The organism is Prevotella sp. BV3P1 (genome assembly GCF_000479005.1).
Lineage (GTDB): Bacteria > Bacteroidota > Bacteroidia > Bacteroidales > Bacteroidaceae > Prevotella.
Genome location: NZ_AWXC01000007.1, coordinates 72869 through 94478, shown reverse-complemented (window position 1 = coordinate 94478; position 21610 = coordinate 72869). Strand labels below are relative to the sequence as shown.

24 protein-coding genes and 1 tRNA gene are annotated in these 21610 nt (G+C 47.4%); 9 read left to right on the top strand and 16 right to left on the bottom strand.

The window, feature by feature from the left end; translation table 11 throughout:
• Positions 1 to 4: 4 nt before the first annotated feature.
• Positions 5 to 295, bottom strand: a complete 291-nt coding sequence (locus HMPREF1254_RS01510; RefSeq protein ID WP_004348121.1) for a DUF721 domain-containing protein — start codon at positions 293 to 295, stop codon at positions 5 to 7.
• The gene (recF, locus tag HMPREF1254_RS01505; RefSeq protein WP_231385785.1) at positions 288 to 1460 is read right to left on the bottom strand and encodes a DNA replication/repair protein RecF; all 1173 of its coding nucleotides are present in this window, start codon (positions 1458 to 1460) and stop codon (positions 288 to 290) included. The genes HMPREF1254_RS01510 and recF overlap by 8 nt, the downstream gene beginning before the upstream one ends.
• 213 nt (positions 1461 to 1673) lie before the next feature.
• Here recF and HMPREF1254_RS01500 point away from each other — a divergent pair, with 213 nt between their 5' ends.
• The 4 genes from HMPREF1254_RS01500 to HMPREF1254_RS01485 all read left to right on the top strand — a co-directional run bounded on the left by HMPREF1254_RS01500 (position 1674) and on the right by HMPREF1254_RS01485 (position 3943).
• Positions 1674 to 2375, top strand: coding sequence for a tetratricopeptide repeat protein (locus HMPREF1254_RS01500; protein WP_023056821.1), 702 nt, complete (start codon positions 1674 to 1676; stop codon positions 2373 to 2375).
• A gap of 5 nt (positions 2376 to 2380) precedes the next feature.
• Entirely contained in the window at positions 2381 to 2857 is a 477-nt protein-coding gene (ribH, locus tag HMPREF1254_RS01495) for a 6,7-dimethyl-8-ribityllumazine synthase (RefSeq protein ID WP_023056924.1), read from the top strand.
• Between the two features lie 50 nt (positions 2858 to 2907).
• A complete protein-coding gene (locus tag HMPREF1254_RS01490; protein WP_023056861.1) occupies positions 2908 to 3405 on the top strand; it encodes a 3'-5' exonuclease in 498 nt (165 codons plus the stop codon).
• 154 nt (positions 3406 to 3559) lie between these two features.
• Positions 3560 to 3943, top strand: coding sequence for a hypothetical protein (locus HMPREF1254_RS01485; RefSeq protein ID WP_023056902.1), 384 nt, complete (start codon positions 3560 to 3562; stop codon positions 3941 to 3943).
• 71 nt (positions 3944 to 4014) lie between these two features.
• Here the strand turns inward: HMPREF1254_RS01485 and HMPREF1254_RS01480 are convergent, their stop codons facing one another.
• From HMPREF1254_RS01480 to HMPREF1254_RS01470, 3 genes are read right to left on the bottom strand one after another with little or no spacing between them, the layout of a single operon-like run.
• Positions 4015 to 5292 (bottom strand): outer membrane beta-barrel protein, encoded by a 1278-nt coding sequence (locus HMPREF1254_RS01480; RefSeq protein ID WP_023056931.1) that lies wholly within the window; start codon positions 5290 to 5292, stop codon positions 4015 to 4017.
• Complete coding sequence (locus HMPREF1254_RS01475) at positions 5289 to 5834, bottom strand: RNA polymerase sigma factor (protein ID WP_004348113.1); 546 nt, start codon at positions 5832 to 5834, stop codon at positions 5289 to 5291. The genes HMPREF1254_RS01480 and HMPREF1254_RS01475 overlap by 4 nt, the downstream gene beginning before the upstream one ends.
• Positions 5824 to 6399 (bottom strand): hypothetical protein, encoded by a 576-nt coding sequence (locus HMPREF1254_RS01470; protein WP_023056917.1) that lies wholly within the window; start codon positions 6397 to 6399, stop codon positions 5824 to 5826. The genes HMPREF1254_RS01475 and HMPREF1254_RS01470 overlap by 11 nt, the downstream gene beginning before the upstream one ends.
• 517 nt (positions 6400 to 6916) lie before the next feature.
• On the opposite strand from HMPREF1254_RS01470, the gene HMPREF1254_RS01465 reads away from it, so the two are divergent.
• On the top strand, positions 6917 to 7564 hold the full coding sequence (locus tag HMPREF1254_RS01465) for a hypothetical protein (RefSeq protein ID WP_023056956.1): 648 nt from the start codon (positions 6917 to 6919) through the stop codon (positions 7562 to 7564).
• A 20-nt stretch (positions 7565 to 7584) separates the two neighbouring features.
• Positions 7585 to 8514, top strand: coding sequence for a hypothetical protein (locus HMPREF1254_RS01460; RefSeq protein ID WP_023056877.1), 930 nt, complete (start codon positions 7585 to 7587; stop codon positions 8512 to 8514).
• 32 nt (positions 8515 to 8546) lie between these two features.
• On the opposite strand, the gene HMPREF1254_RS01455 is transcribed toward HMPREF1254_RS01460, so the two are convergent.
• The 5 genes from HMPREF1254_RS01455 to HMPREF1254_RS01435 form a co-directional block, all read right to left on the bottom strand.
• A complete protein-coding gene (locus tag HMPREF1254_RS01455) occupies positions 8547 to 9794 on the bottom strand; it encodes an acyloxyacyl hydrolase (RefSeq protein WP_023056814.1) in 1248 nt (415 codons plus the stop codon).
• A gap of 3 nt (positions 9795 to 9797) precedes the next feature.
• The gene (locus tag HMPREF1254_RS01450; protein ID WP_023056899.1) at positions 9798 to 10622 is read right to left on the bottom strand and encodes a TatD family hydrolase; all 825 of its coding nucleotides are present in this window, start codon (positions 10620 to 10622) and stop codon (positions 9798 to 9800) included.
• 163 nt (positions 10623 to 10785) lie between these two features.
• A complete protein-coding gene (locus HMPREF1254_RS01445) occupies positions 10786 to 11490 on the bottom strand; it encodes a hypothetical protein (protein WP_023056810.1) in 705 nt (234 codons plus the stop codon).
• Positions 11491 to 11568: 78 nt separating this feature from the next.
• Positions 11569 to 12543 carry a polyprenyl synthetase family protein gene (locus HMPREF1254_RS01440; protein WP_196806275.1) on the bottom strand — a complete coding sequence of 325 codons (975 nt, stop codon included), beginning with the start codon at positions 12541 to 12543 and terminating at the stop codon, positions 11569 to 11571.
• A gap of 24 nt (positions 12544 to 12567) precedes the next feature.
• On the bottom strand, positions 12568 to 13284 hold the full coding sequence (locus tag HMPREF1254_RS01435; protein ID WP_023056977.1) for an energy transducer TonB: 717 nt from the start codon (positions 13282 to 13284) through the stop codon (positions 12568 to 12570).
• Between the two features lie 149 nt (positions 13285 to 13433).
• Here HMPREF1254_RS01435 and porQ point away from each other — a divergent pair, with 149 nt between their 5' ends.
• Positions 13434 to 14378 (top strand): type IX secretion system protein PorQ, encoded by a 945-nt coding sequence (gene porQ, locus HMPREF1254_RS01430; protein WP_023056915.1) that lies wholly within the window; start codon positions 13434 to 13436, stop codon positions 14376 to 14378.
• A gap of 453 nt (positions 14379 to 14831) precedes the next feature.
• Here the strand turns inward: porQ and HMPREF1254_RS01425 are convergent, their stop codons facing one another.
• The 6 genes from HMPREF1254_RS01425 to HMPREF1254_RS01400 all read right to left on the bottom strand — a co-directional run bounded on the left by HMPREF1254_RS01425 (position 14832) and on the right by HMPREF1254_RS01400 (position 19017).
• Entirely contained in the window at positions 14832 to 15065 is a 234-nt protein-coding gene (locus tag HMPREF1254_RS01425) for a YecH family metal-binding protein (RefSeq protein ID WP_023056963.1), read from the bottom strand.
• Positions 15066 to 15170: 105 nt separating this feature from the next.
• Positions 15171 to 15812, bottom strand: coding sequence for a DKNYY domain-containing protein (locus HMPREF1254_RS01420; protein WP_023056882.1), 642 nt, complete (start codon positions 15810 to 15812; stop codon positions 15171 to 15173).
• A gap of 90 nt (positions 15813 to 15902) precedes the next feature.
• On the bottom strand, positions 15903 to 16598 hold the full coding sequence (gene cmk / locus HMPREF1254_RS01415) for a (d)CMP kinase (RefSeq protein ID WP_023056965.1): 696 nt from the start codon (positions 16596 to 16598) through the stop codon (positions 15903 to 15905).
• A gap of 29 nt (positions 16599 to 16627) precedes the next feature.
• The gene (locus tag HMPREF1254_RS01410) at positions 16628 to 17311 is read right to left on the bottom strand and encodes an RluA family pseudouridine synthase (RefSeq protein WP_023056874.1); all 684 of its coding nucleotides are present in this window, start codon (positions 17309 to 17311) and stop codon (positions 16628 to 16630) included.
• Positions 17312 to 17616: 305 nt separating this feature from the next.
• Entirely contained in the window at positions 17617 to 18369 is a 753-nt protein-coding gene (gene fabG, locus HMPREF1254_RS01405) for a 3-oxoacyl-[acyl-carrier-protein] reductase (protein ID WP_023056967.1), read from the bottom strand.
• Between the two features lie 48 nt (positions 18370 to 18417).
• A complete protein-coding gene (locus tag HMPREF1254_RS01400; RefSeq protein WP_004348094.1) occupies positions 18418 to 19017 on the bottom strand; it encodes a TetR/AcrR family transcriptional regulator in 600 nt (199 codons plus the stop codon).
• Positions 19018 to 19542: 525 nt separating this feature from the next.
• On the opposite strand from HMPREF1254_RS01400, the gene HMPREF1254_RS01395 reads away from it, so the two are divergent.
• Positions 19543 to 19615, top strand: a tRNA-Met gene (locus HMPREF1254_RS01395).
• Positions 19616 to 19880: 265 nt separating this feature from the next.
• Positions 19881 to 21596 (top strand): glutamine--tRNA ligase/YqeY domain fusion protein, encoded by a 1716-nt coding sequence (locus HMPREF1254_RS01390; RefSeq protein WP_023056972.1) that lies wholly within the window; start codon positions 19881 to 19883, stop codon positions 21594 to 21596.
• Positions 21597 to 21610: the final 14 nt, after the last annotated feature.

The window sequence follows — 21610 nt, the reverse complement described above, 5'->3', positions numbered from 1 at the left end:
GCACTTAGTATATCCTCACTTCGGTGATGACCAAGGCTCCCACATGCTCGTTGAGCCGCTTCACCAGTTGCGTTCGCATCATGGAAAGGTCTTGTCGCAAAGCTGGATTGAGTATTTTGACAAAGAGTGTCTGATTTTTTATAAAACGTTCACCCGTATATTCATCGATGGTTTTGCCCACAACTGTAGGCCATGCGTCAATCAGACGACGCTGCAACAAGGGCGTTTCCAATCCATTTTCGCGCAAAGTCTGCTGCAAGATGTCCGCAAGTGTCTGTACTTTTCGCCTAAACATCCTTCTCCTCCGTTTCTTTCTTGGGTGCCAAAGCATCACTACCAGTAGCGTTTTTCCCACTCGTTAACCGCTCGCTAATCTCTCCATGCACCACCTCAAACAACTTATAATCAAACGAATGGCGGCTGAGGATGCTGTCCAAATGGTCACGATTGGTGTCGGTGATGAAGATTTGTCCATAGGCATCACCCGCCACCATGTTCACAATGCGCTCTACCCGACCCGCATCAAGCTTGTCGAAGATATCGTCTAACAGGAGAAGTGGCGTGGTTGACGAGGCCGTACGCTTGAGGAAATCAAACTGAGCCAGCTTCAATGCCAGCACATAGGTCTTGTTTTGTCCCTGACTTCCCTCGCGTTTGAGCTGATAACCACCAATCATCATCTCCAAATCGTCACGATGTACCCCGTGAAGCGAATAGCCCACGGCACGGTCTTTGTGTCGGTCACGCTGGATGACATCAAGCAATGGACCACGCTGTGCATGCGAAATATATTGCAATGACACCGTTTCGTGACACCCTGAAACATGGTCATAAATCGTTTGAAACACGGGAATGAATTCACGAACGAAAGCATCGCGCTTTTCATAGATGGCCTCTCCCTGCGTTGCCATCTCCTGTTCAAGGATTTCCATCAACGCCCCATCAGGCTCTTGTTCAGCTTTCAGCAGAGCATTTCGTTGTGTCAAGGCCTTGTTGTAGCGGCCCAACAGTTCTATATACGAATAATCCAATTGCGAAATAACCATATCCAGGAAACGACGTCGAGCGTCACTTCCGCCATCAATTAAGGCGGTATCAGCCGGAGAAACAAAGATGAGCGGAATCAATCCAATGTGTTGCGACAGGCGCTTGTATTCTTTCTGATTGCGTTTGAAACGCTTTCTCGTGCCTCGCTTCATGCCACAATAGATGCGTTCTTCATCACCCATGTCGTTAAGGTACATGCCATCGAGCACAAAGAAATCACGATCATGCGTGATAACTTGCGAATCAATGGGATTGAAAGCACTGCGACAAAACGACAAGTAATACACAGCATCCAGCAAATTGGTCTTACCTTCGCCATTGTGCCCGATGAGACAATTCAACTTAGGCGAAAAAGTAAGGTCGGCTACCTGAATGTTCTTATAATTGAGTATGGATATCTTTTTGAGAATCATAGCAAACATGCCCTTGACAGACTGCTTTACAGCCGTCGGGTTCATGCAAAGTTACGTGTTTTAAGGGGGAAAAACGAAAAAAGTAAGCAATATATTTCAATATATGAGATAAATGCGTTAATTTTGCAACGCATCATAGTCGGGAAGGCACTTCACGCCTGGAACCGACGTCACTGCATATCAGAAAAAACAATAAAAAAACATCATCAATAAATGGCAAACAATCAAGTGAAGAGAGATCAGGAAAACAAAGATACTCTCACCCAATCACAGGCTTTCTTTGAGAAATACAAAAAGCCCATCATCATTGCAGTCGTAGCCCTCGTTGTCATCATTGTCGGGGCATTCCTTTACAAGGCTTACGTGTCCAAACCACGAGCTGAAAAGGCCAGTACAGAGCTGGGTAAGGGTCAACAGTACTTCAATGAAGGCGATTATGAAAAAGCACTTAACGGAGACAAGATTAAATATGGAGGCTTCCTGAAGGTCGCCAGCGACTACAGCAGCACAGATGCAGGCAACTTAGCTAACCTCTATGCTGGCCTCTGCTATGCCAACCTTGGCAAGTGGAAGGAAGCCGTTAAATACTTGAGCGAATACAATGGTGCCGATGATGCCATGGTAAGCCCGGCTGCTTTGGCCGCACTTGGCAACGCATACGCTCACCTCAACCAACTGGACAAGGCTGTAGAAAACCTGAAAAAGGCTGCCAAGAAAGCTGACAGCAAAGGTGATGACGGCGTAAACAACAGTCTGTCGCCCACTTTCTTGATGCAGGCGGCTAAGATTTTGGAAAGCCAGAACAAGAAAAGCGATGCACTGACGATGTATCAAGACATTAAGAAAACGTATGTCAACTCGGCTGTTGTACAGAGTGGAGAGATTGACAAATACATCGAACGCGCTTCACGATAACACCCATGGCAACCTCATTACACCCCTTCTCCAGCTACGATGCGTCGAAAGTGCCTGATGCCAGCAACATGTGTTTCGGCATTGTGGTGTCTGAATGGAATCCCGAAATAACGGGTGCCCTATTGGATGGATGCGTAGCTACGCTCGAGAAACATGGCACTTTGCCTGAGAATATCCATGTGAAGACGGTACCCGGCAGCTTTGAACTCATCTATGGTGCCCATCAGATGGTGCTCAATGGCGGGTATGATGCCGTCATCATCTTGGGAAGTGTCATTCGCGGAGAGACGCCCCACTTTGACTATATCTGCCAAGGTGTGACCCAGGGAATTGCTCACATCAATGCCAAAAGTGAGATACCAGTGGTCTTCGGCTTGCTGACAACCAACGATTTACAGCAAGCTCAAGACAGAAGCGGTGGCAAACTGGGCAACAAGGGAGATGAATGTGCCGTGGTAGCCATCAAAATGGCTAAGTTTTAACAAGCCAGAACAAGGCCAATCAAACAAACAGATAATATCAGCAGCGAACATTGAACAACTTCGCAGCCATAGATTTTGAAACTGCCAACAGTTGCAGAAGCAGCGTGTGCAGCGTAGGTGTGGTGATAGTAGAGAATGGGAAGATTACCGATTCGTACTATCACCTCATTCGTCCTTACCCCAATTACTACCATCCACGCAACATTGCCGTGCATGGTATTTTACCCTCAGACACGCAAGATGCGCCTACCTTCCCTGAAGTGTGGGCCGAAATAGCACCCCTCATCAAGCATCTTCCATTGGTGGCGCACAACAAAGCCTTTGACGAGAGCTGCCTGAAGGCCTGCTTCGCAACCTACGACATGGCCTATCCCAACTATCCTTTCTATTGTACGTTGATCGCTTCACGCAGAGTTTTCTGCCATCACGAATTGCCCAATCACCAGTTACACACGGTAGCGGCCCATTTGGGTTACAACTTAGTGAACCATCACCACGCCTTAGCCGATGCTGAAGCTTGCTCGGTTATCGCATTAAACATCCTCTAACGAAAGAGAAACGAAGACGAACAACGTGTGTAATAACAAGAACACACGCCCCATGCAGGTAGGACGAACGATGCTAAAAGCCAACATTTTCAAGCCATACGACGCACGCATCTATACACACTGAATACAATAAAGACAACAATAACAAAGAATTATGAAACTATTTCACCTTTTACAAGCCTACGAATTTGACGAAATCATGCCCGTCATCAATGACATGTTTCCCGGAACCAACAAGTTCCGCCCGCAGCTGAAGATGGCATACGACATGTTGCTCACCATGAAACCTGTGAACAACAGCAAGGCCATCCGCTACAAGGTCATGCCCGGCGACAAGCCCGACCACTCGTATGTGGGTGCTGAAGACAGCTGTTTCAACGCTACCTGGGAGGTTTGTCTGGGCAAGGACATATCGCGTGGGCAAGGTGTTGACTTGAATGACGCAGAATTGCTGGCCAACGCGTTGGTCAACCTCTGTCTGCAAGCCAAATATCCCAAAGAGTTCGAACAAGCACACCAGAAACTAATGCGGGGATAAGGTGCGCAAACGGCATGCGCCGAACCATCTTTCAACCAGCGTGAACAAACGCCCAAGCCTCCTTCTGACGCTTACTGAATGTTCCACCTCAACCCCACTTGCAGGTGAACGTTCAGCGGTTTGTCCTTAAAGAAGTTCTGCATTTCGCTCTTGTTGTCGATATAATATTTCACGCCAGGCTCGAAATAAGCCCCAAGATGCGGCGTAAAGTCATACTGCAAGCCCAAGGCAGCCTGGGTAGACAGCTGCAATTTGTCCTTGGGCATGTCGTGTTTGATGCCCTCTTTCACCGTTTTGGCATCCACGTTGAAGTCTACTTGCCCACCCGCAGTGACGTATGTTTTTAGTTTTTTGTTCCCCCAGACCATGAAATTCACATTCAGTGGAATTCCCACATAGTGCAAAGTTTGGCGACGGGTAAGCCTACTGTCATCAAAAACTTGAATGAAATCGGAAGACAGTTTCGTGTACACCAACCCCGATGTCAATGTCCATCGCTGGTTGAGGGCATATCCTGCCGTCAATCCAAACGACACAGGCTGGTGATGATCCGTCTCCTCGTGTGACTGAAGGGCGGTGGGCGATGCCGCCTCTGCAAAGAACAATTCAGGAGCGGCCTTTGACAAACAATAGTTAGCCACCATATCTACAGGCGTTGCAAGACCGTTACGTCCCGAATAGGCACCCACCGAATTAGCCGCATAGAGATTCATCGTTACCTTCGAACCATGGCGTGAAGCATGGATGCGCTGCCTCTCGGCAGGCAAAAATGTTTGCGATGACCTTCCAACCTCATTCTTTTGCACGGCCGATGGTTGCGGTTGTTCAGCCACTTTGTCAGTTGCTTCGGCGGATGACGCTTCCGGTTGTCCGCCTGGTTCCAAATCTTTATCCATCAAATCCTGCGGTCTGTCCGAAGGTTCTGCCTCCTTTTCCTGCACCAAAGCCATCAACGGTAGATTACTATCTGCTCCTTGCCGCACGGCCGTCAACGCCTTTTTAACACGCGATGCCACCGACTCGTGTGCTTGTTCGGCAAGCATGATCGGCTCAATCTGTTGGGTGCAGGTCTGCAAACCGACCGGTTGCTGTTCGGTTTCCGTCCGTGCCACCTCTTTTCCCATCTGTTCTTGATGGTTGAACAGCACATATCCTGCTCCGCCCATCAAAGCTAAAACGATGGCCGCCGCTGCAACATAACGCCGCCAGCTCATCACCATGGCCGGCTTCCCAGCAACTTTTTGTTGGTCAAGCGCCTGTTCAATGCCAGCCCATAAGTCATCCTTAACAGGTTCCTGATGGTCCGCCATGCGCAGTTGTATATCTTTTATCCAATCGTCTTTCTTCATATTGTCGTCGTCTTTGAATATTCTTGAATCATTTTTGCCAACAAGTTTTTCGCCCTAAAATATTGCGAAGCCGATGTACTCTCCTTGATACCCAGGTCTGATGCGATTTCACGATGGCTTTTCTCCTCAAACACAAACTGGTTGAACACCGTCCTGTAGCCAGCAGGGAGCTGCTGTATCATCTGCATCACCACACTCATGGGAATGTTTTTCACATCCACCTCTTCATCCTCATCAGCCACGTCGGGCATCTCATCCACGAATTGTAGCCGCTGGTTTTGCTTGAGATAGTTCAGCGACTCGTTGGCCACAATGCGCATCACCCACGCCTTCAGCGATCCCTCACCGCGGTAACTGAACCCGTCGATGGCTGCGAACACTTTCACAAAGCTATCCTGCAACACGTCTTGCACAGCGTCACGGTCGGCTATATACCGCAGCCCAACGGCCATGGCATAACCACTGTAACGCTCATACAACCGTCGCATGGCCGTACGTTTACCTTGAAGTATATCTTCCAAAAGACTTTTTTCAGTCTCCACTTGTTCTGGTTTTCTTCGTAGATTTAAATTGAATGGTCTGCGACGGTTTGTATTCCCTCAGCAACTCCCCGTCCAACCGAACCTCGGCCAAATGCAAAAAGGCGACGAAGGCCGTGGTCTGTTTGTCGTAAACCGCCTTGTTATTGTTCAGTTCCATGACCAATTGCACCTTGTGTGTGTGGCCCTTGGCCTTCACTGTCATCTCGACATCGTCTGGCAGGAGCGTGAAATAGCGCGAACTGGCCGAGTAAGCGGTTTCCAAATAAGACACACCATAGCTGCCACTCCGCACATCGCCCAACGCCTCAACGCCCAGTTTGCGTGCGATGGCCTGTTGCACGTCGTCGGCCAACGGTAGTGTTGAATACACTTGTTGTACGCCCATCGCTAATTCAGCCGAGCCAATATTCTGACCATTGATGCTCCATATCCCTTCAAACTGCCCGTAATATTCTGGCGACAGATGCGCTGAATCCAAGGTTCCAAGGCCCATTTCGTCCCCGTCACCAACCGCACAACTCGCGCACAGCAGACCTATCAAGAAGTAAAAAACATATTTCATCATTCTCATTTTGTCTCTTCTGCATTCCCGGCACCACCACCTTGATTTCTACCTTGAATACAGTAACCTTTTATGGTTATAACTACAAATATAAAAAATCTTGCATGGCAATCGCAAGTTTTTACCATTTATTTTGTTTCAGCTATGGTTCTTTCATTCAAAGGCAATGTCGTGGAACAACGAATAAAACCAATCAAACCAATGAACTAAACAAGATAATGAACGCAAGCGTTCTGCTAATGAAACAAATCTACTAGGCGAATCATAACAAAATGGAAATCAGCGTGTTGCACAATCGCACCGTTTCAGTTTCCAATAGCATTGACTTTGGCATCCAAAGTCATTGGGTTTGGCCCCTAAAGTCATTGGGTTTGGCATCCAAAAGCATGGAGATTGAAATTCAACCTCAATAGGCGAGGCACGGCATGGCTCAAATAAAAAAAATAAAAAAATGGCAGGGTCGATGCAAGATTTTACCACTTATTGTGTTTTGTTATAAAAAGTCAAATTAACAAACACGATGAAAGAAAAATTCTACCAGGCAAAAAGGCATTTCTTAGCAACGGCTCTGCTGCTTTTCGCCACCTCGCCTTTGTGGGCACAACAAACAGAAAGCAAGGGTTATCCGTATCAAAAATATGAGATAACATTCGCTGTGGGTATGCCTATCGAAGACGCTTCCAACTTTTTCGGCTACCCCTCTACCTCGCTGCCCAATGAAACGCCTTTGGACAAGTACCACTGGGGCAAGTACTACCTCAAGGAAGAAAACACCTCACCCATTTTCTCCATGGGTCTGCACTATCACTTCAGCAAACATTGGGCCGTGGGTTTGCAAGCCTCCTATCAAAATATGTGGCGACAATGTTACGAAACCGCAACTGGCAACCATGCCTATAGTTTCAACCTGCACCATACAGCGTTGATGGCAAGTATGAGATATTACTATGCCATTCGGGCGAAACATTGCTTTTACAGTGGCCTGTCGCTCGGCGTGGGTCAGCTGTTATACAAAAGTTATACCGACCACAACTTCACCAGTTCGTACAACATCGCAGCCGATTTTACCTTATTTGGTTTCATGATTGGCACCAAGTTGTATGGCTTTGGCGAACTGGGCTCTTATCAAATGGGAACGCTTAGGGCAGGCATGGGTTACAGATTTTAAAAACAAACACAGACTGAAAAATGAAAACAAAACTATTGACAGGCATCATGGCCATACTGGTTCTTTCGGGATGTGAAAGAAGCTTGACCGAATACAACAACAGTGACGAAAGCGCCACGATGACGAAAGCAGGATATCGGGCATACGGGTACACCGAAGAGTACCTCGAATATTTTACCGACATCATCGCTTACACGCGCATGTTCAGGGAATATGTCCGCCAAAACACCCTCGAAGGGCGTGACTCGGTGAACGCACTTTACTTCAAAAACATCAACATCGTGAAGCACAAAGCCCCCAAGAATCTGGAAGACATCTATACTTTGAAGGCCTGGAACATGCCTGGCCGCAACAACTATACCATCAGTTACACCCGCCCCGAAGGTGACACATGGAAGATTCAGGCGGTCGTTGAACACTTGGATGTAGAGCTGATTTTCTTTCTCACCATTGACAACATCTACTCGCAGCAATGGACGATAAGTGAAAGTTCGTGCCTCCCCAAGGCGCTGCTCTACATGAAGAACAGCCAAAAGACAAAGACCCGGGGGTATGATGACGAATATATCAAATACGAACCGTACGACAAAACCTTCCAAGTGACCAACAAACCGCTCACCGTAGAATGGTGGAAGACGAAGGTTGACTTATTTGTTTTTGAACTGTCGGGAAGCGGAATGCTGGAAAGTTACGCCAAACCTAAGCTGCGCATTACCTACCACTTCACCTCACCCATCACCGTAGTCACCCATGGTGCCTTTCTCGAAGACCCCAAAAATATCAAATGGGAAAATCGATGCAACCAGTTAACCACCCTTCAGATGGGGCAACTGGAACTGAACGTGGCTGACAGCATCAGCAACACCAAAGACAAATATGTCGTTCGGCTCAACAACGACAAGCTACAGATTGTCACCCCAAAGGCCAACGATGAATGGATGAGGAACTGACAAGCCATCAAGTTGTTAAGACAGCGATTGACCTACAGCCTCACGGGAATTGCAACGACCAGTTCCGTGAGGTCGGCTTTGGTTTTATGAGCCTTGACGTTGATGCCTGCTTTCAATCCGCCCAGCACTGGAAAAGCATAATGCAAGCCAATGCGTTCGTAATATTTCGATTCGTTGAACAAAGCGTTGTAGCCCATCTGGCGGTGCAAGTACCAGCCAAACGACAGGCCCAAAGACAGCCGATGATAGAACACTTCGTGCTTGGCAGCGATACCTAACGACCACGGACTATGCTTGGCAGCGTTACCTTGCCGCGCATCTAAGTCGGCTATGTGCGAGGCATAGGTTCCATAAAACCAATCAATGCCCACGCCCGATGCCCACCTGCGCGCATAACGGCACATCACGTCGGCCTGTAACGAGTAGGCTGCATACACCTTAAAATGTTCGGTACGGTAATCAGGATGCGAGGGATTGGTTCTAAATTGCGTGGTCAGCCAATCCTCCAACATGGTTTTAGCACCTACGCCTGCTGCAAAATTGAGGTACCAATAGCGTTGAAAAGGTTGATAAAAACGAGGGTGGGCGGTATTAATCAACTGTTTGTAATACGGTTCGTACACCACTCCAAGGGATGTACCCACCGCATTGGAACCTTTGTTGGGCCGATATAAAGCGCCATTGCTGTGATGGACGAATTCGATGGCGCCGCGTATGCCCCATTGATTGTTGAGATGATAGGTGGCATGCACGCCGGCACCGAAATAAATAAGCCAGTTGGTACCTATCAACTCGTTATCAATATCGTTTTGTTTATTGTACTTCAGGTGGCTGTAGCCTACGCCAAAGCTGAACGAATAGGCCGTTTCCCACCGCAAATGGCGAAAGAAAGGGCGATAAAACTTGCCGTACAGCGACACCGTGTTGCCCAAACGAGAATTGTAATCCACCTCTTTGGCCTGTCCCCATGCAGGATCTGGGTCGCGGTGCAGGCTCACCTGATTATTAAAAGTGTAACGCAAACCCAAGGTGAGCGACGGATATCCAAAGTCAGAAGCAAAGGCATCACTGTCGTCAGGCAATGCCACGCGCCCTATTTCTGCGGCCAACGAGAGGTTTGGCGTCTTCTTGATCCACCGTTCAGCGTATTGGTCCAGGGCGACTAACCTGCCTGGCATGACCTGCAAAGAATAATTATAATGGTGCAACGAGTCGGCCCGTTCGGCGCAAACATCAGTACTCATCAAGAACAACCCTACTATCAACGGCAACCCTCTCATCCATCAAACGGCTTTATCCATCACACCTACTCCAAACACTCGCTGTACATTGGCATTGGTTTGGCTTGCAATTTCTTCCTCACTCACCTGATAACACTGTGCCAACTGCCTCAGCACCAAGGCCACGAAAGCACTTTCGTTGCGCTTACCACGGTTGGGCGTGGGTGCCATGTACGGACTGTCGGTTTCCAAGACGATGCGGTTGAGCGGCACATGGATGGGCAACATCTCGCGCAGGTTGCTGCTCTTAAACGTCAACACGCCACCAATGCCCAACACAAAGCGTTGGAAGCTCAACAATTCGGCAGCCTCTTTGTCGTTGCCAGTGAAACAATGAAACACGCCACCCGGCAAGTCTTTTTCGTATTTTCGTAACAATTTCACCATTTCGTTTTGCGCCTTTCGACAGTGAATCATCAGTGGCAGCTGACATTCTACGGCCCACTTCACTTGTTCTTCAAAAGCCTCAAGTTGCTCGTGTTCGTATTCTCGGCTCCAATAATAGTCCAATCCGACCTCACCAACGGCGATACATCTTGGCTCATCGTTCGTCCCAGCCAAGTTGTCAAGCAAGTGTTGTTTCATGTTTTTCAACACGTCCTTCCAGTCAGCCCTCACCTCTTCCGGATGCAACCCTATCATGGGATGCAGCGTATCAGGATATTTACGACACACATTCATCAATTCAGGCAAATGAACAAGGTCGATGGCAGGCACGAATATCTTTTCCACACCGGCCGCTTTGGCACGCGCGATAACCTCGGGAAGGTCGTTTTGAAACTCTTCTCCATCCAAATGAGCGTGTGTGTCTATGAAAGTTGTCGTCATAAAAATTGTTATTGAATGTGACAGAAGTTGTTATAAAGTGTGACAGTCGTTGTTATAGAACGTAGAATTAGTAAAGACAAAACGTGCAGAAAAGCGCTGTTTCCACCTGTCCGGCGAACCTTTTGCATTTGTGACGCAGGCTTGTGGCAGGCCATGGGTAAGACTATTCGCCATACAGATGCTCCTCGTGTCTGCGGTAATAATACACCACGCCCAACTTCCGGCAGGCAGGAAAGCGCACTTCGGGTGGCTCATTCTCAAAATGTTTCTCTATTTGATTCCAAATATCCAACAGAACTTCATCCACCTCTGGACGTAAGAGAATGATTTCTTCCTGCGTCTTTTTAGTCTTGGCCGTCAGTGATTGCTGTTGTTCATGTGCCTCCTTGAATATGTCATGATGAGTGAACACCATGCTGATGGTAGGGTTATAGATGGGACATCCGCCTTTCTTGATTCGCTCTTTCTCTCCTTCAACCACCTTTTTCCCCCACTCTTTCAAGGCTTCTGCATTCTTGATGTCGGGCAAACTCGCTGCATTTGGCTCCAAACCGTAGAGCTGTAGCTGCTTATTCTTGATTTCTCCACGCTCAACACACATGAACAAAACTTGCAAGAAATGACTAAGATACAGGGTAGCATTACGCTGTAGCTTGCTCACCCTTCTGCTTTGTCGGGCCTGAGCCTGCTTACTAATGCGATATTGGTCGCAAGCTGTGAGCAATCTGTCGTACAACTGTTGAGCCATGTTGAGCAACTTCCAATCCACGAATCTATTCCTAACGGTATAGATATCGTTATTGTCCAGCAGCGTCTTGAGGGCTTTCAATCGTGCGGCATCAGTCTTTGGGAGTCTTCTATAGGGCAAAACAAACGAATTTTAACAGGGTAAATTGGTTACAAGTGAGGTGGATTGCAGGAGCTTCAGATGATGATTGGATTCGCCTTAGTAGGTTCTTTTCATCATTTGCTGCGCATAAGCCGTCAGTTCCCGCTTCTTTCCAGTTGGCACTTGTACCGCAGCGAGGTATTTCTTGCTCTCCTCATAGTAGGTCGCCATCTTGTCTTGTGCCAGACGATCGATGCCCATGTCGTTGTAAAGAGCCGTCACCGCATCGATTTTCTCCTGTCTGTCAAAGTCCTTGAGCTGCGTCCAACGTTCCAATTCGGCACGCTGTTGGGCGTCAGCCCGATTGAAAGCGTTGATGAGCATGTAGGTTTTCTTGTTGCTAACAATATCACCTCCGATAGCCTTGCCAAAAACTTTAGGGTCGCCATACACATCCAAAAAGTCGTCTTGCAGTTGGAATGCCAAGCCTATTTTCTCGCCAAAGCGATACAAGTTATTGGCATCTTCGGCGGAAGCATCGCCCAAGATGGCGCCAATCTTCAACGCACACGCCAGCAAGACGCTTGTTTTGAGACGAATCATCTCAATGTATTCGGCTTCTGTCACATCATTCCGCTTCTCAAAATCCATGTCGTATTGCTGTCCCTCGCCTATCTCCAGAGCCGTTTGTGTAAACACGTCGATGACCTCTTTCAACTTGTCGGTCCTGCATTGCGCCATGCGTTGGTAGGCCAGCACCAGCATTGAATCGCCACTAAGGATAGCCGTGTTGGCATCCCAACGCTTGTGAACGGTCTCATGGCCACGCCGCAGGTCGGCCTGATCCATCAAGTCATCGTGCAAGAGCGTATAGTTATGGTAGGTTTCGATGCCACAAGCGGGCATCAGAATGTCCTCCGGATGCTCCCGATACAGGTTATAAGCCAACAACATGAGCGTGGGTCGGATGCGCTTTCCACCCAGACTGAGCACATATTCTATAGGTTCGTACAGATGGCGGGGTTGCCGTTCGTCGGCCAAACTGTCGAGATGATTGTTAACCAGTTTGAGGATTTCTTGAGATGTCATCATAGATTGTTGTATTTTAATCGATTGCTAAATTTTGAATACCACCGGCACGGCCACCATGGTGCGGCACGGTTGGTTGTTGTGCACACCCGGTTTCCACCGGGGCATCATACGAATGACGCGCAATGCCTCACGATCCAGCAGGGCATTAACCGACTTTTCCAGTTTCACATCGGCAATGCTTCCGTCCTTGTTGACAATGAACGACACCACCACTCTGCCCTGTATTCTCTGACTTTGAGCCAATGGTGGATATCGCAGTTGACGCGTGAGCCACTGAATGAACGCTGATCCACCACCGGGAAACTCGGGCATTTGCTGAACAATGCGAAAGTTCAAGGGCTGTTCAGAGGCCACGGGGATGGGCGGAAGCGCCGCCGACAGCTTGGCATTCAACGCCTCGGCCTCGCCATCACCAACCAAAAGTGGACTGGTAGTGGAAGCCGATAGCTTTTCTATTTGTTGTTTCAGCGGTTGATCCACCGCCTTGATGCGTTCGCTGAAGGTCTTTTGTGGAGGTTGTACGGTCATGGTGTTAACCATCTCCTTGTCATCCATGGCGGGGTGCAATTCAATGTCTTGCACCAAATCGTCAAGCGATTGGTCAGACAAATCCATGTCTTGCGGGGCGCTATTGTATTGAAATGCCACATACAAGACCGACAGAACCAACACGAGCCCCAGCAAGAATGCCGTGGCACGATGCTCTTCTACTGTGGGGATGTCTGATTTTTGATGCTTCACGATGAGAATAATCGGACGCCGTGCAATGACTGCTGAACGACCGCAATAAACACTTCTTTTTTACGTTGTTTACCAAACGGATTAGATGTACAAAGATAACGAGTTATTTGAAAATAGTAGTATCTTTGCCAATAAATTAGGAAAAATAAATGAAAAAAGCCCTTTTCGTCCTCTTGCTCACAGCAGTTGCCACAACCACCGTCGCGCAAGAAAGTAAGAATGTGTACAACTTTCTACGTCTGCCAGCAAGTGCTCACGCCTCAGCATTGGGGGGTGAGAACATCTCATTGGTGGAAGATGACGAGGCTCTGATATTCCACAACCCGGCACTGCTGTCGACTGTGAGCGACAAAACCATCAACCTGAACTACATGAACTACATGGCCGGGGCCAACATGTTAAGCGCAGCGTTCAACAAAGTGATTAAAGAGCGTGCCTCGGCAGCCGTTTCCGCACTATACATTGACTATGGTAAGATGAAACAAACCACGGTCGAGAACCAGCAACTTGGCGAATTTTCGGCCAAAGACATCGCCTTGTCTGGCTATTTCTCGTACCTGCTCACCGACCAATTGGCCGGAGGTATCACCGCCAAGTTCATCACCTCGTACATCGGCAGCTACAACTCGCTGGCCATGGGCGTTGACCTCGGACTGAATTATTATGATGCTGAGCGCGAACTGTCGCTGTCGTTCGTGGCCAAAAACCTGGGCGGACAGCTCAAAAGCTACGACGACACCTACGAAAGCATGCCCTTAGACGTGCAACTTGGCGTAAGTAAACGACTGGTACACACGCCACTACGGTTTCACGCCACACTAGTTGACCTCACGCACTGGAACTATAAATTCGTGAATCACCTGGTGGGTGGCATCGATATCCTGCTGTCTGACCGCATCTGGGTGGGTGCTGGTTACAACTTCCGGCGTGCCGACGAGATGACCATTGCCAGCGCAGACGAGGAGAGTAACCACGGCGCAGGCTTCTCATGTGGCGCCGGCATCAATCTCAACCGCTTCAAGTTGAACCTGGCCTACGGCAAGTATCACGTTTCAAGCCAGTCGATTGTTATCAGTACAGCGTTTCAATTATGAAGAAAACTTACTACCAAGATACGTCAGTTTTTTTGTACTGAGTTTTCTGTAAATTAGCATCAAACAGGTTATTTCATGTGTCCTTTTTGACACGTTTTATCCTCTTTTCATTCAAAAGCAATGCTTTTAACACGCAAACTCAATGACTTTATCGCGCAATAGCATAGCAATAAGAGAGCAAAAGATAGCTTATTGCACGCCCAAAAAGGCACAAAAGCAATGCTTTTACCTATAAAAAGGATAAGATTCTGACAGACGACGAACCTATATCACTGATTATCAATACTTTCTATTTTTGGCGTATTTGAGAGCAACTTACCTTGCGCTGACAAATATTGAAACTATAAGGCCGAAAAAATGTAAAGTTTTCTATTTTACCCTGTATTTTATAAAATAAAATGACGGTGTTGATACCTTTATTGATATGATAAATAAAGGTGCAAGTTTGCCGCTTTAATGGTTACACACTTTTGACGTGTCTACGGTAAAACCATCTGAATGCGCAGGCTTAAACTTGCCGCGCTGCTCGAGAAAGTCGACCAACTGCGCCGCTGTCATTCCTTCTGCCGAACAAGTATAAAAGCGTTCGGCTTCTCCGAAGCGACTGATGATTGCTTTTACTAATTCTTCTTTGCTTGAATAGCTGTTTCCCTGCATCATTTGCAGGACTTCATGTCCATGAATCATTTGTGAGTTTTTGAGTTTTTGAGTTTATAAGTTGGTGAGTTTGGTGTATTGTTGCGTTTATAAGTTAATGAGTTTTTGAGTTTATAAGTTTATAAGTTGGTGAGTTTAGTCAGCGATTTTCTGCCCTTGATAATAGGTGTTGAAAGTATCTTCGGCGTAGCCATCGCCCACAACTTGGAAGGAACTAGAGCTGGCACCGTTAACTTTACGGCCCATGAAATAAACGTCAAAAGAATCTTTCGCATAGCCATCGCCTAAATACCGAAACGAATTACCGCTGGCACCAGACAGCTTGCGTCCCATATAGAACACGTTGAAAGTATCTTTTCCGTAATATCCACCCAGGTCTTGAAAGCTACGCGCCGAGGCTCCTTCTACGTTTTTGCCATTGAACAGCACGGCATGCGACATAATCATATATCCCCGTGAACGATACATAAAACCGTCATCACCATCGTACGGACGATGATAGTCATCACGTTTTAACCTGAATGTACGAGGATCAACGTACCGCAACACATCGCCAAGATAGTAAACATGATAAGCATCTTTAGCATAACCATATCCCAAATTGACAAACGAATACACATCGGCCATGGACAAAGGCGTGCCACGGTAAAGCACCACACCTTCTGCTACTTGGTAATCGGCAGGACGACGCTGCGCCTTTACTTGGACAGTGAGCGTAACGAACAGCGCAAGGGCCAAGAGGCGAAAGGCCGAACTAAATGAAATTGATTTGCTCATCTTCATAATTGTTTAAAATTAAATTTGTATATCGTTACATCCAACGAGAGCTTTGTCTATGAGAAGGACAACTGTCAAAAAGTGTCATCACTACTCCTGTTGAAGCACTTTGTCTACTTGATTCAAGAGCCATTGTTGTTGTTCATCAATCGTTAGGTTGCTGTTGTCCAGTTCGACAGCATCCTCAGCCTTGCGAAGAGGCGACACCTCACGATGAGAGTCGATGTAATCGCGCTCTTGCACGTTCTTCAATATGTCGTCATAACGAGCAGGCATGCCCTTTTGCTGTAACTCATCATAGCGACGTTGCGCACGAACTTCGGCAGAAGCCGTTACAAATATTTTGAGTTCGGCATGCGGAAACACCACCGTTCCGATGTCACGGCCATCCATCACGATGCCCTTGTCCCCACCCATGCGTTGTTGTTGAGCCACCAAGGCGGTGCGTACAAAGGGGAGAGCCGCTATCTTACTGACCCTTTCGCTCACCTGCATCGTCCTGATTTCTTGTTCTACCAACTCGTCATTCAGGTAAGTGTCGGGCTTGCCCGTCTGTTTATTGAATCGGAAAGAAATGCGAATGTCGGGCATGTCCCGTTGCAAGGATGCGGCATTCACCTCACCATCGGCTTCAAACAACTGATGGCGCAACGCATAGAGCGTCACGGCGCGGTACATAGCACCCGTGTCTACATAGACATATCCCAACTGGCGAGCCAAATTCTTGGCCATGGTACTTTTGCCACATGATGAATAGCCGTCAATGGCAATCACGATTTTCTTCATTTCTTATATAGGGTATAACGATATCTTATTTAGGGTATAACGGCCGATGCCAATGCCTCCCACAGGTTATCATTGGGCGGCAACGGAGCATCAACAACAATATTTTCTTTTGAAACGGGGTGAACAAACGTTATTCGGCGTGCCAACAGACTGATACTGCCATCGGGATTACTGCGAGGTGCACCATATTTCAGGTCGCCTTTGATAGCACATCCCATGTTGGCAAGCTGACAACGTATTTGATGATGTCGACCCGTTAGCAAATTCACCTCTATGAGATGATAACGATCCGAATGGGCAATGACACGATATTTGAGTACTGCTTTCTTCGCATTTGGCACCTCTTGCGGATGCGCATAACTCTTGTTTTGCCGCTCGTTGCGCACTAACCAATCGGTCAGCACGCCTTCTTCTGCAGGTGGTGCATTCTTTGTGATGGCCCAATACGTTTTATGCACCTGTCCATCTTTAAACATCTTGTTGAGGCGTGTCAAGGCCTTAGATGTTTTGGCGAAGACAACGAGTCCCCAAACAGGCCGGTCAAGGCGATGAACCACGCCCAAGAAAACATTTCCCGGCTTGTGGTATTTCTCCTTGATGTACTGTTTAACTGTCTCCGAAAGCGGTTCGTCCCCGGTTTTATCACCTTGAACGATTTCACCGCTCCGCTTGGAAACAATGATGATGTGATTGTCTTCGTAAAGAGGGAGCATGGAAGGATTCGTTGTTTAGTTCACGAGTTGACAAGTTGACGAGTTGACAAGCTGTTAGACCTTTTATTGATTTGCCTAATAACGAAACTATGTACTCGTCTACTTATCATTTTAGTTAACGAGTTAACAAGTTGACAAGCTGTTAGACCTTTTATTGATTTGGCCAATAACGAAACTATGTACCCGTCAACTTGTCATTTTGTTGACGAGTTAACAAGCTGTTAGATCTTACATAGACTCGTCAAGTAACAAAACTATCAACTCGTCAACTTGTGAACTCGTCAACTCGTCAACTCCTAAAAACTCTACATATTCATTCCCCCATCAACCTGGATTACCTGACCGCTGATGTAGCTTGAGAGGTCGGAAGCCAAGAACAAAGCGCAGCTGGCAATATCCTCAACCGTTCCACCACGGCGCAAAGGAATCTTATCAATCCACTCCTGACGAATCTTCTCGGGCAATGTCTGGGTCATAGCCGTATCGATAAATCCCGGTGCAATGGCATTAGCACGGATGCCTTTGGGACCCATTTCCTGTCCAACCGACTTAGCCAACGCAATCATTCCCGCCTTAGATGCAGCGTAATTAGCCTGACCGGCATTGCCATGAACACCCACCACGGAAGCCATGTTGATGATAGAACCTTGACGCTGACGCAGCATGACAGGCACGCAGGCATGGATGAAATTAAACGCGCTCTTCAAGTTGACGTTGATCACGGCGTCCCATTGAGCCTCAGTCATGCGCAACATCAAACCGTCTTTGGTGATACCGGCGTTGTTGACCAAGATGTCTATTGAACCGAAATCCTCTTTAATTTGACTAACCAATGCGGCTGTATTTTCAAAATCGGCAGCATTGCCCGCATAACCTTTCACTTGTACGCCCAGTGCGGCAAGCTCACGCTCGGTTTCTTTACCACCATGTTCTTCGTCAATCACTAAATCTGTGAATGCGATGTTGGCACCTTCTTGAGCGAATCGCATGGCGATAGCCTTTCCTATTCCACGTGCAGCACCTGTGATGAGGGCTGTTTTTCCTGTTAATATTCCCATAATTGAATGTGTTAATATTGAAGTTAATATTTGATTGTGAATTACTTGCTACTCTTTTTTGGGACTCAACTTGCCCAAAGCGCCGTAAACCACCTTAGCAACCAGTGGTTTGCTGCTCTCTTCTGTCAATCCATGTCCCAAGCGTCCGTAGATGAATGGCACCTCAAGTCCTTTAATGCAATAATGCGTGATGTCAGCCACCAGTTGAACGTTCTCGATGTCGAACTCTCCATCCTCCTTCCCTTCCGAGTAGACGCGACGGAAGAGTTCAATTTCATCTTCATCAAAATTCTTCCTCATCTTCTCCACCATCCAGATGTTACGGAAGAACTCTGCGCGCAAATTACCATTGCGCACCACCGTTTCGCGAATCATACTGAGATGGGTATAAATGAGTTCGATGATTTTATCTTGTGGCGCAATCTTCTTGTTGGCCACCTCATCCAACTTGTCACTGAGGCGTTCGAGTTCTGACTCGATGACTGCATAGAACACCGCCTCCTTGGAACTAAAATAGGTGTACAGCGTGCGTCTCCCCTTTCCAGAGGCCAACGCAATGTCATTCATGGTGGTATTGGCCACGCCATTCTTGGCAAACAATTGCCTCGCCACGTCCACCAATAACCGCCTTGTTTTTGATATTGACATCTATTTTCCTCCTTTCTTCAGGTTGATTGCACAAACCTTTTATGATGTGCAAATGTATGTTTTTTATTTTATGCGTGCAAGCATACAAGACAGAAAAAAAGGTTTTTTAAGACACCCTTTACAGGATGGGCAACCATTTTTAGTGATTTAGATTGAGTAAACCATCCAACAGGCACACAAGCGCATCCACCCCGAAAACCAATGTCTATGATATTGACATCCAAACTCATTGACTTTAACGTCCAATTGCATTGACTTTGGACGCCAAAGTCAATGCAATTGAAAACACGAAAACATACCGCATTGTCAAAGGTCTTTGAGCTATGTTTTGCGCAAAATGAAAGACAGAGGCAACATGGTTTAGACTTCCGTTGAATAGATACGCAGGATGACATCCGTATTATCCAACTGATTTCTAATCATTTAGAAGGATTATCCACCATATTTCAATAAAATTAAGAAAGAAATATTTGTTTATCTCGCCAAAAAGCCGTACCTTTGCAATCGCAAACAAGAAAACAACATCGCGGAGTGGAGCAGTTGGTAGCTCGCCAGGCTCATAACCTGGAGGTCACATGTTCGAGTCATGTCTCCGCAACTATAACGCCTGGAAGTCCTGTAAATAAGGAGTTTCAAGCGTTTTTCGTTTGGGTATGACAGGACGCATGCCGCACGTCATCATCGACAGCAATTGTGCTGAAACACGATTCGTCTATATCATAATTCAAGAAAAAGGTGTAAAATCTTATCCATCCACACCTATTATATCTTAAGTTTTTTCGTATCTTTGCAGTCATTACAACGATTATGTAGACGACAAGACGCATGGAGACATGGTTCTTGCATCACTAACATTAAATATTATGACAGTAAAAGAGGATCATAACACGGAAGAGAAGAAGAGTTTGAGTTTTGTGGAGCAACTCGTTGAAGACGACCTTGCCAAGGGTAAGAATGGCGGTCGCATTCAAACACGCTTCCCTCCAGAACCCAATGGCTATCTGCATATAGGTCACGCCAAGGCCATCTGCATGGACTTTGGCATCGCCGAAAAATACAACGGAGTGTGCAATCTTCGGTTCGACGACACCAATCCCAGCAAAGAAAACAACGAATATGTGGAGAACATCCTGCATGACATCAGCTGGTTGGGATTCAAATGGGGAAATGTTTATTATGCTTCCGACTATTTTGAGAAGCTTTGGGACTTTGCTGTGTGGATGATTAAGCAAGGAATCGCCTACATTGACGAGCAGACGTCCGAGGAGATTGCTCAGCAAAAAGGTACGCCCACCACACCTGGCACGGCCTCACCTTACCGCGACCGACCCATCGAGGAGTCGTTGGAGCTGTTCAACAAGATGAACACTCCTGAGGCTGTAGAAGGCAGCATGGTGCTTCGTGCCAAGTTAGACATGGCCAACCCGAACATGCACTTCCGCGATCCTATCATCTATCGCATCATACACATCCCACATCACAGGACTGGAACCAAATGGAACGCATACCCCATGTACGACTTCGCCCATGGACAAAGCGACTATTTCGAAGGTGTTACCCACTCCATTTGCACGCTCGAGTTTGTTCCTCACCGCCCATTATACGACCATCTTGTTGACTTTCTCAAAACAATGGATGGTTCGGATGATAACATGCAGGACAACCGTCCGCGACAGATTGAGTTCAATCGACTGAATCTCACCTACACCGTAATGAGCAAGCGCAAGCTGCACTCACTGGTAGAAGAGCGATTGGTGTCTGGATGGGACGACCCTCGTATGCCCACCCTATGCGGTATGCGTCGCCGTGGCTATTCGCCTGAAAGCATTAGGCAATTCATCAACTCCATTGGTTACACCAAGTTCGATGCCTTAAACGACGTTGCCCTGCTCGAAGCTGCCGTGCGCGATGACCTCAACAAGAGGGCATGCCGAGTGAGTGCGGTGCTCGATCCGGTGAAACTGGTCATCACCAACTATCCCGAAGGGAAATCAGAAGAGATGGAAGCCATCAACAATCCGGAGAACGAGGCCGATGGTTCACACCACATCACCTTTAGTCGAAACCTCTGGATAGAGCGTGCTGACTTCATGGAGGACGCTCCGAAGAAGTTCTTCCGCATGACCCCAGGCAAGGAAGTTAGATTGAAGAACGCTTACATCGTAAAGTGTACGGGATGCACGAAGGATGAGGAAGGCAACATTATAGAGATACAAGCAGAGTATGACCCACTGAGCAAGAGCGGCTTGGAGGGAGCCAACAGAAAGGTAAAAGGTACCTTACACTGGGTATCTGCCGACCATTGTAGACAGGCAGAGGTGCGAGAATACGACCGATTGTTCTTTGTTGAGAACCCTGGTGCAGACGAAAGGGACTTCCATGAACTACTCAATCCTGACAGTCTGCGCGTGTTCCCGAACTGTTACGTTGAAGCATACGCGGCAGACAAACAGCCGGGAGAGTATCTACAGTTCCAAAGAATTGGTTATTTCATGGCCGATCCGGACAGAACAGACGACCACTTAGTATTCAATAAGACAGTAGGACTGAAAGACACCTGGGCAAAGGTTAACAAATAACCTTGCCCTCATGG

What these genes read in the sequence shown, in the direction of transcription:
- HMPREF1254_RS01410 (WP_023056874.1), bottom strand. Translation starts at nt 17,311, where the DNA reads ATGCTCCCTCTTTACGAAGACAATCACATCATCATTGTTTCCAAGCGG.
- HMPREF1254_RS01460 (WP_023056877.1), top strand. Translation starts at nt 7,585, where the DNA reads ATGAAAACAAAACTATTGACAGGCATCATGGCCATACTGGTTCTTTCG.
- HMPREF1254_RS01455 (WP_023056814.1), bottom strand. Translation starts at nt 9,794, where the DNA reads ATGAGAGGGTTGCCGTTGATAGTAGGGTTGTTCTTGATGAGTACTGAT.
- HMPREF1254_RS01450 (WP_023056899.1), bottom strand. Translation starts at nt 10,622, where the DNA reads ATGACGACAACTTTCATAGACACACACGCTCATTTGGATGGAGAAGAG.
- HMPREF1254_RS01425 (WP_023056963.1), bottom strand. Translation starts at nt 15,065, where the DNA reads ATGATTCATGGACATGAAGTCCTGCAAATGATGCAGGGAAACAGCTAT.
- HMPREF1254_RS01470 (WP_023056917.1), bottom strand. Translation starts at nt 6,399, where the DNA reads ATGATGAAATATGTTTTTTACTTCTTGATAGGTCTGCTGTGCGCGAGT.
- HMPREF1254_RS01420 (WP_023056882.1), bottom strand. Translation starts at nt 15,812, where the DNA reads ATGAGCAAATCAATTTCATTTAGTTCGGCCTTTCGCCTCTTGGCCCTT.
- HMPREF1254_RS01390 (WP_023056972.1), top strand. Translation starts at nt 19,881, where the DNA reads ATGACAGTAAAAGAGGATCATAACACGGAAGAGAAGAAGAGTTTGAGT.
- HMPREF1254_RS01485 (WP_023056902.1), top strand. Translation starts at nt 3,560, where the DNA reads ATGAAACTATTTCACCTTTTACAAGCCTACGAATTTGACGAAATCATG.
- fabG (WP_023056967.1), bottom strand. Translation starts at nt 18,369, where the DNA reads ATGGGAATATTAACAGGAAAAACAGCCCTCATCACAGGTGCTGCACGT.
- recF (WP_231385785.1), bottom strand. Translation starts at nt 1,460, where the DNA reads ATGATTCTCAAAAAGATATCCATACTCAATTATAAGAACATTCAGGTA.
- HMPREF1254_RS01480 (WP_023056931.1), bottom strand. Translation starts at nt 5,292, where the DNA reads ATGAAGAAAGACGATTGGATAAAAGATATACAACTGCGCATGGCGGAC.
- HMPREF1254_RS01400 (WP_004348094.1), bottom strand. Translation starts at nt 19,017, where the DNA reads ATGTCAATATCAAAAACAAGGCGGTTATTGGTGGACGTGGCGAGGCAA.
- cmk (WP_023056965.1), bottom strand. Translation starts at nt 16,598, where the DNA reads ATGAAGAAAATCGTGATTGCCATTGACGGCTATTCATCATGTGGCAAA.
- ribH (WP_023056924.1), top strand. Translation starts at nt 2,381, where the DNA reads ATGGCAACCTCATTACACCCCTTCTCCAGCTACGATGCGTCGAAAGTG.
- HMPREF1254_RS01465 (WP_023056956.1), top strand. Translation starts at nt 6,917, where the DNA reads ATGAAAGAAAAATTCTACCAGGCAAAAAGGCATTTCTTAGCAACGGCT.
- HMPREF1254_RS01500 (WP_023056821.1), top strand. Translation starts at nt 1,674, where the DNA reads ATGGCAAACAATCAAGTGAAGAGAGATCAGGAAAACAAAGATACTCTC.
- HMPREF1254_RS01510 (WP_004348121.1), bottom strand. Translation starts at nt 295, where the DNA reads ATGTTTAGGCGAAAAGTACAGACACTTGCGGACATCTTGCAGCAGACT.
- HMPREF1254_RS01440 (WP_196806275.1), bottom strand. Translation starts at nt 12,543, where the DNA reads ATGATGACATCTCAAGAAATCCTCAAACTGGTTAACAATCATCTCGAC.
- porQ (WP_023056915.1), top strand. Translation starts at nt 13,434, where the DNA reads ATGAAAAAAGCCCTTTTCGTCCTCTTGCTCACAGCAGTTGCCACAACC.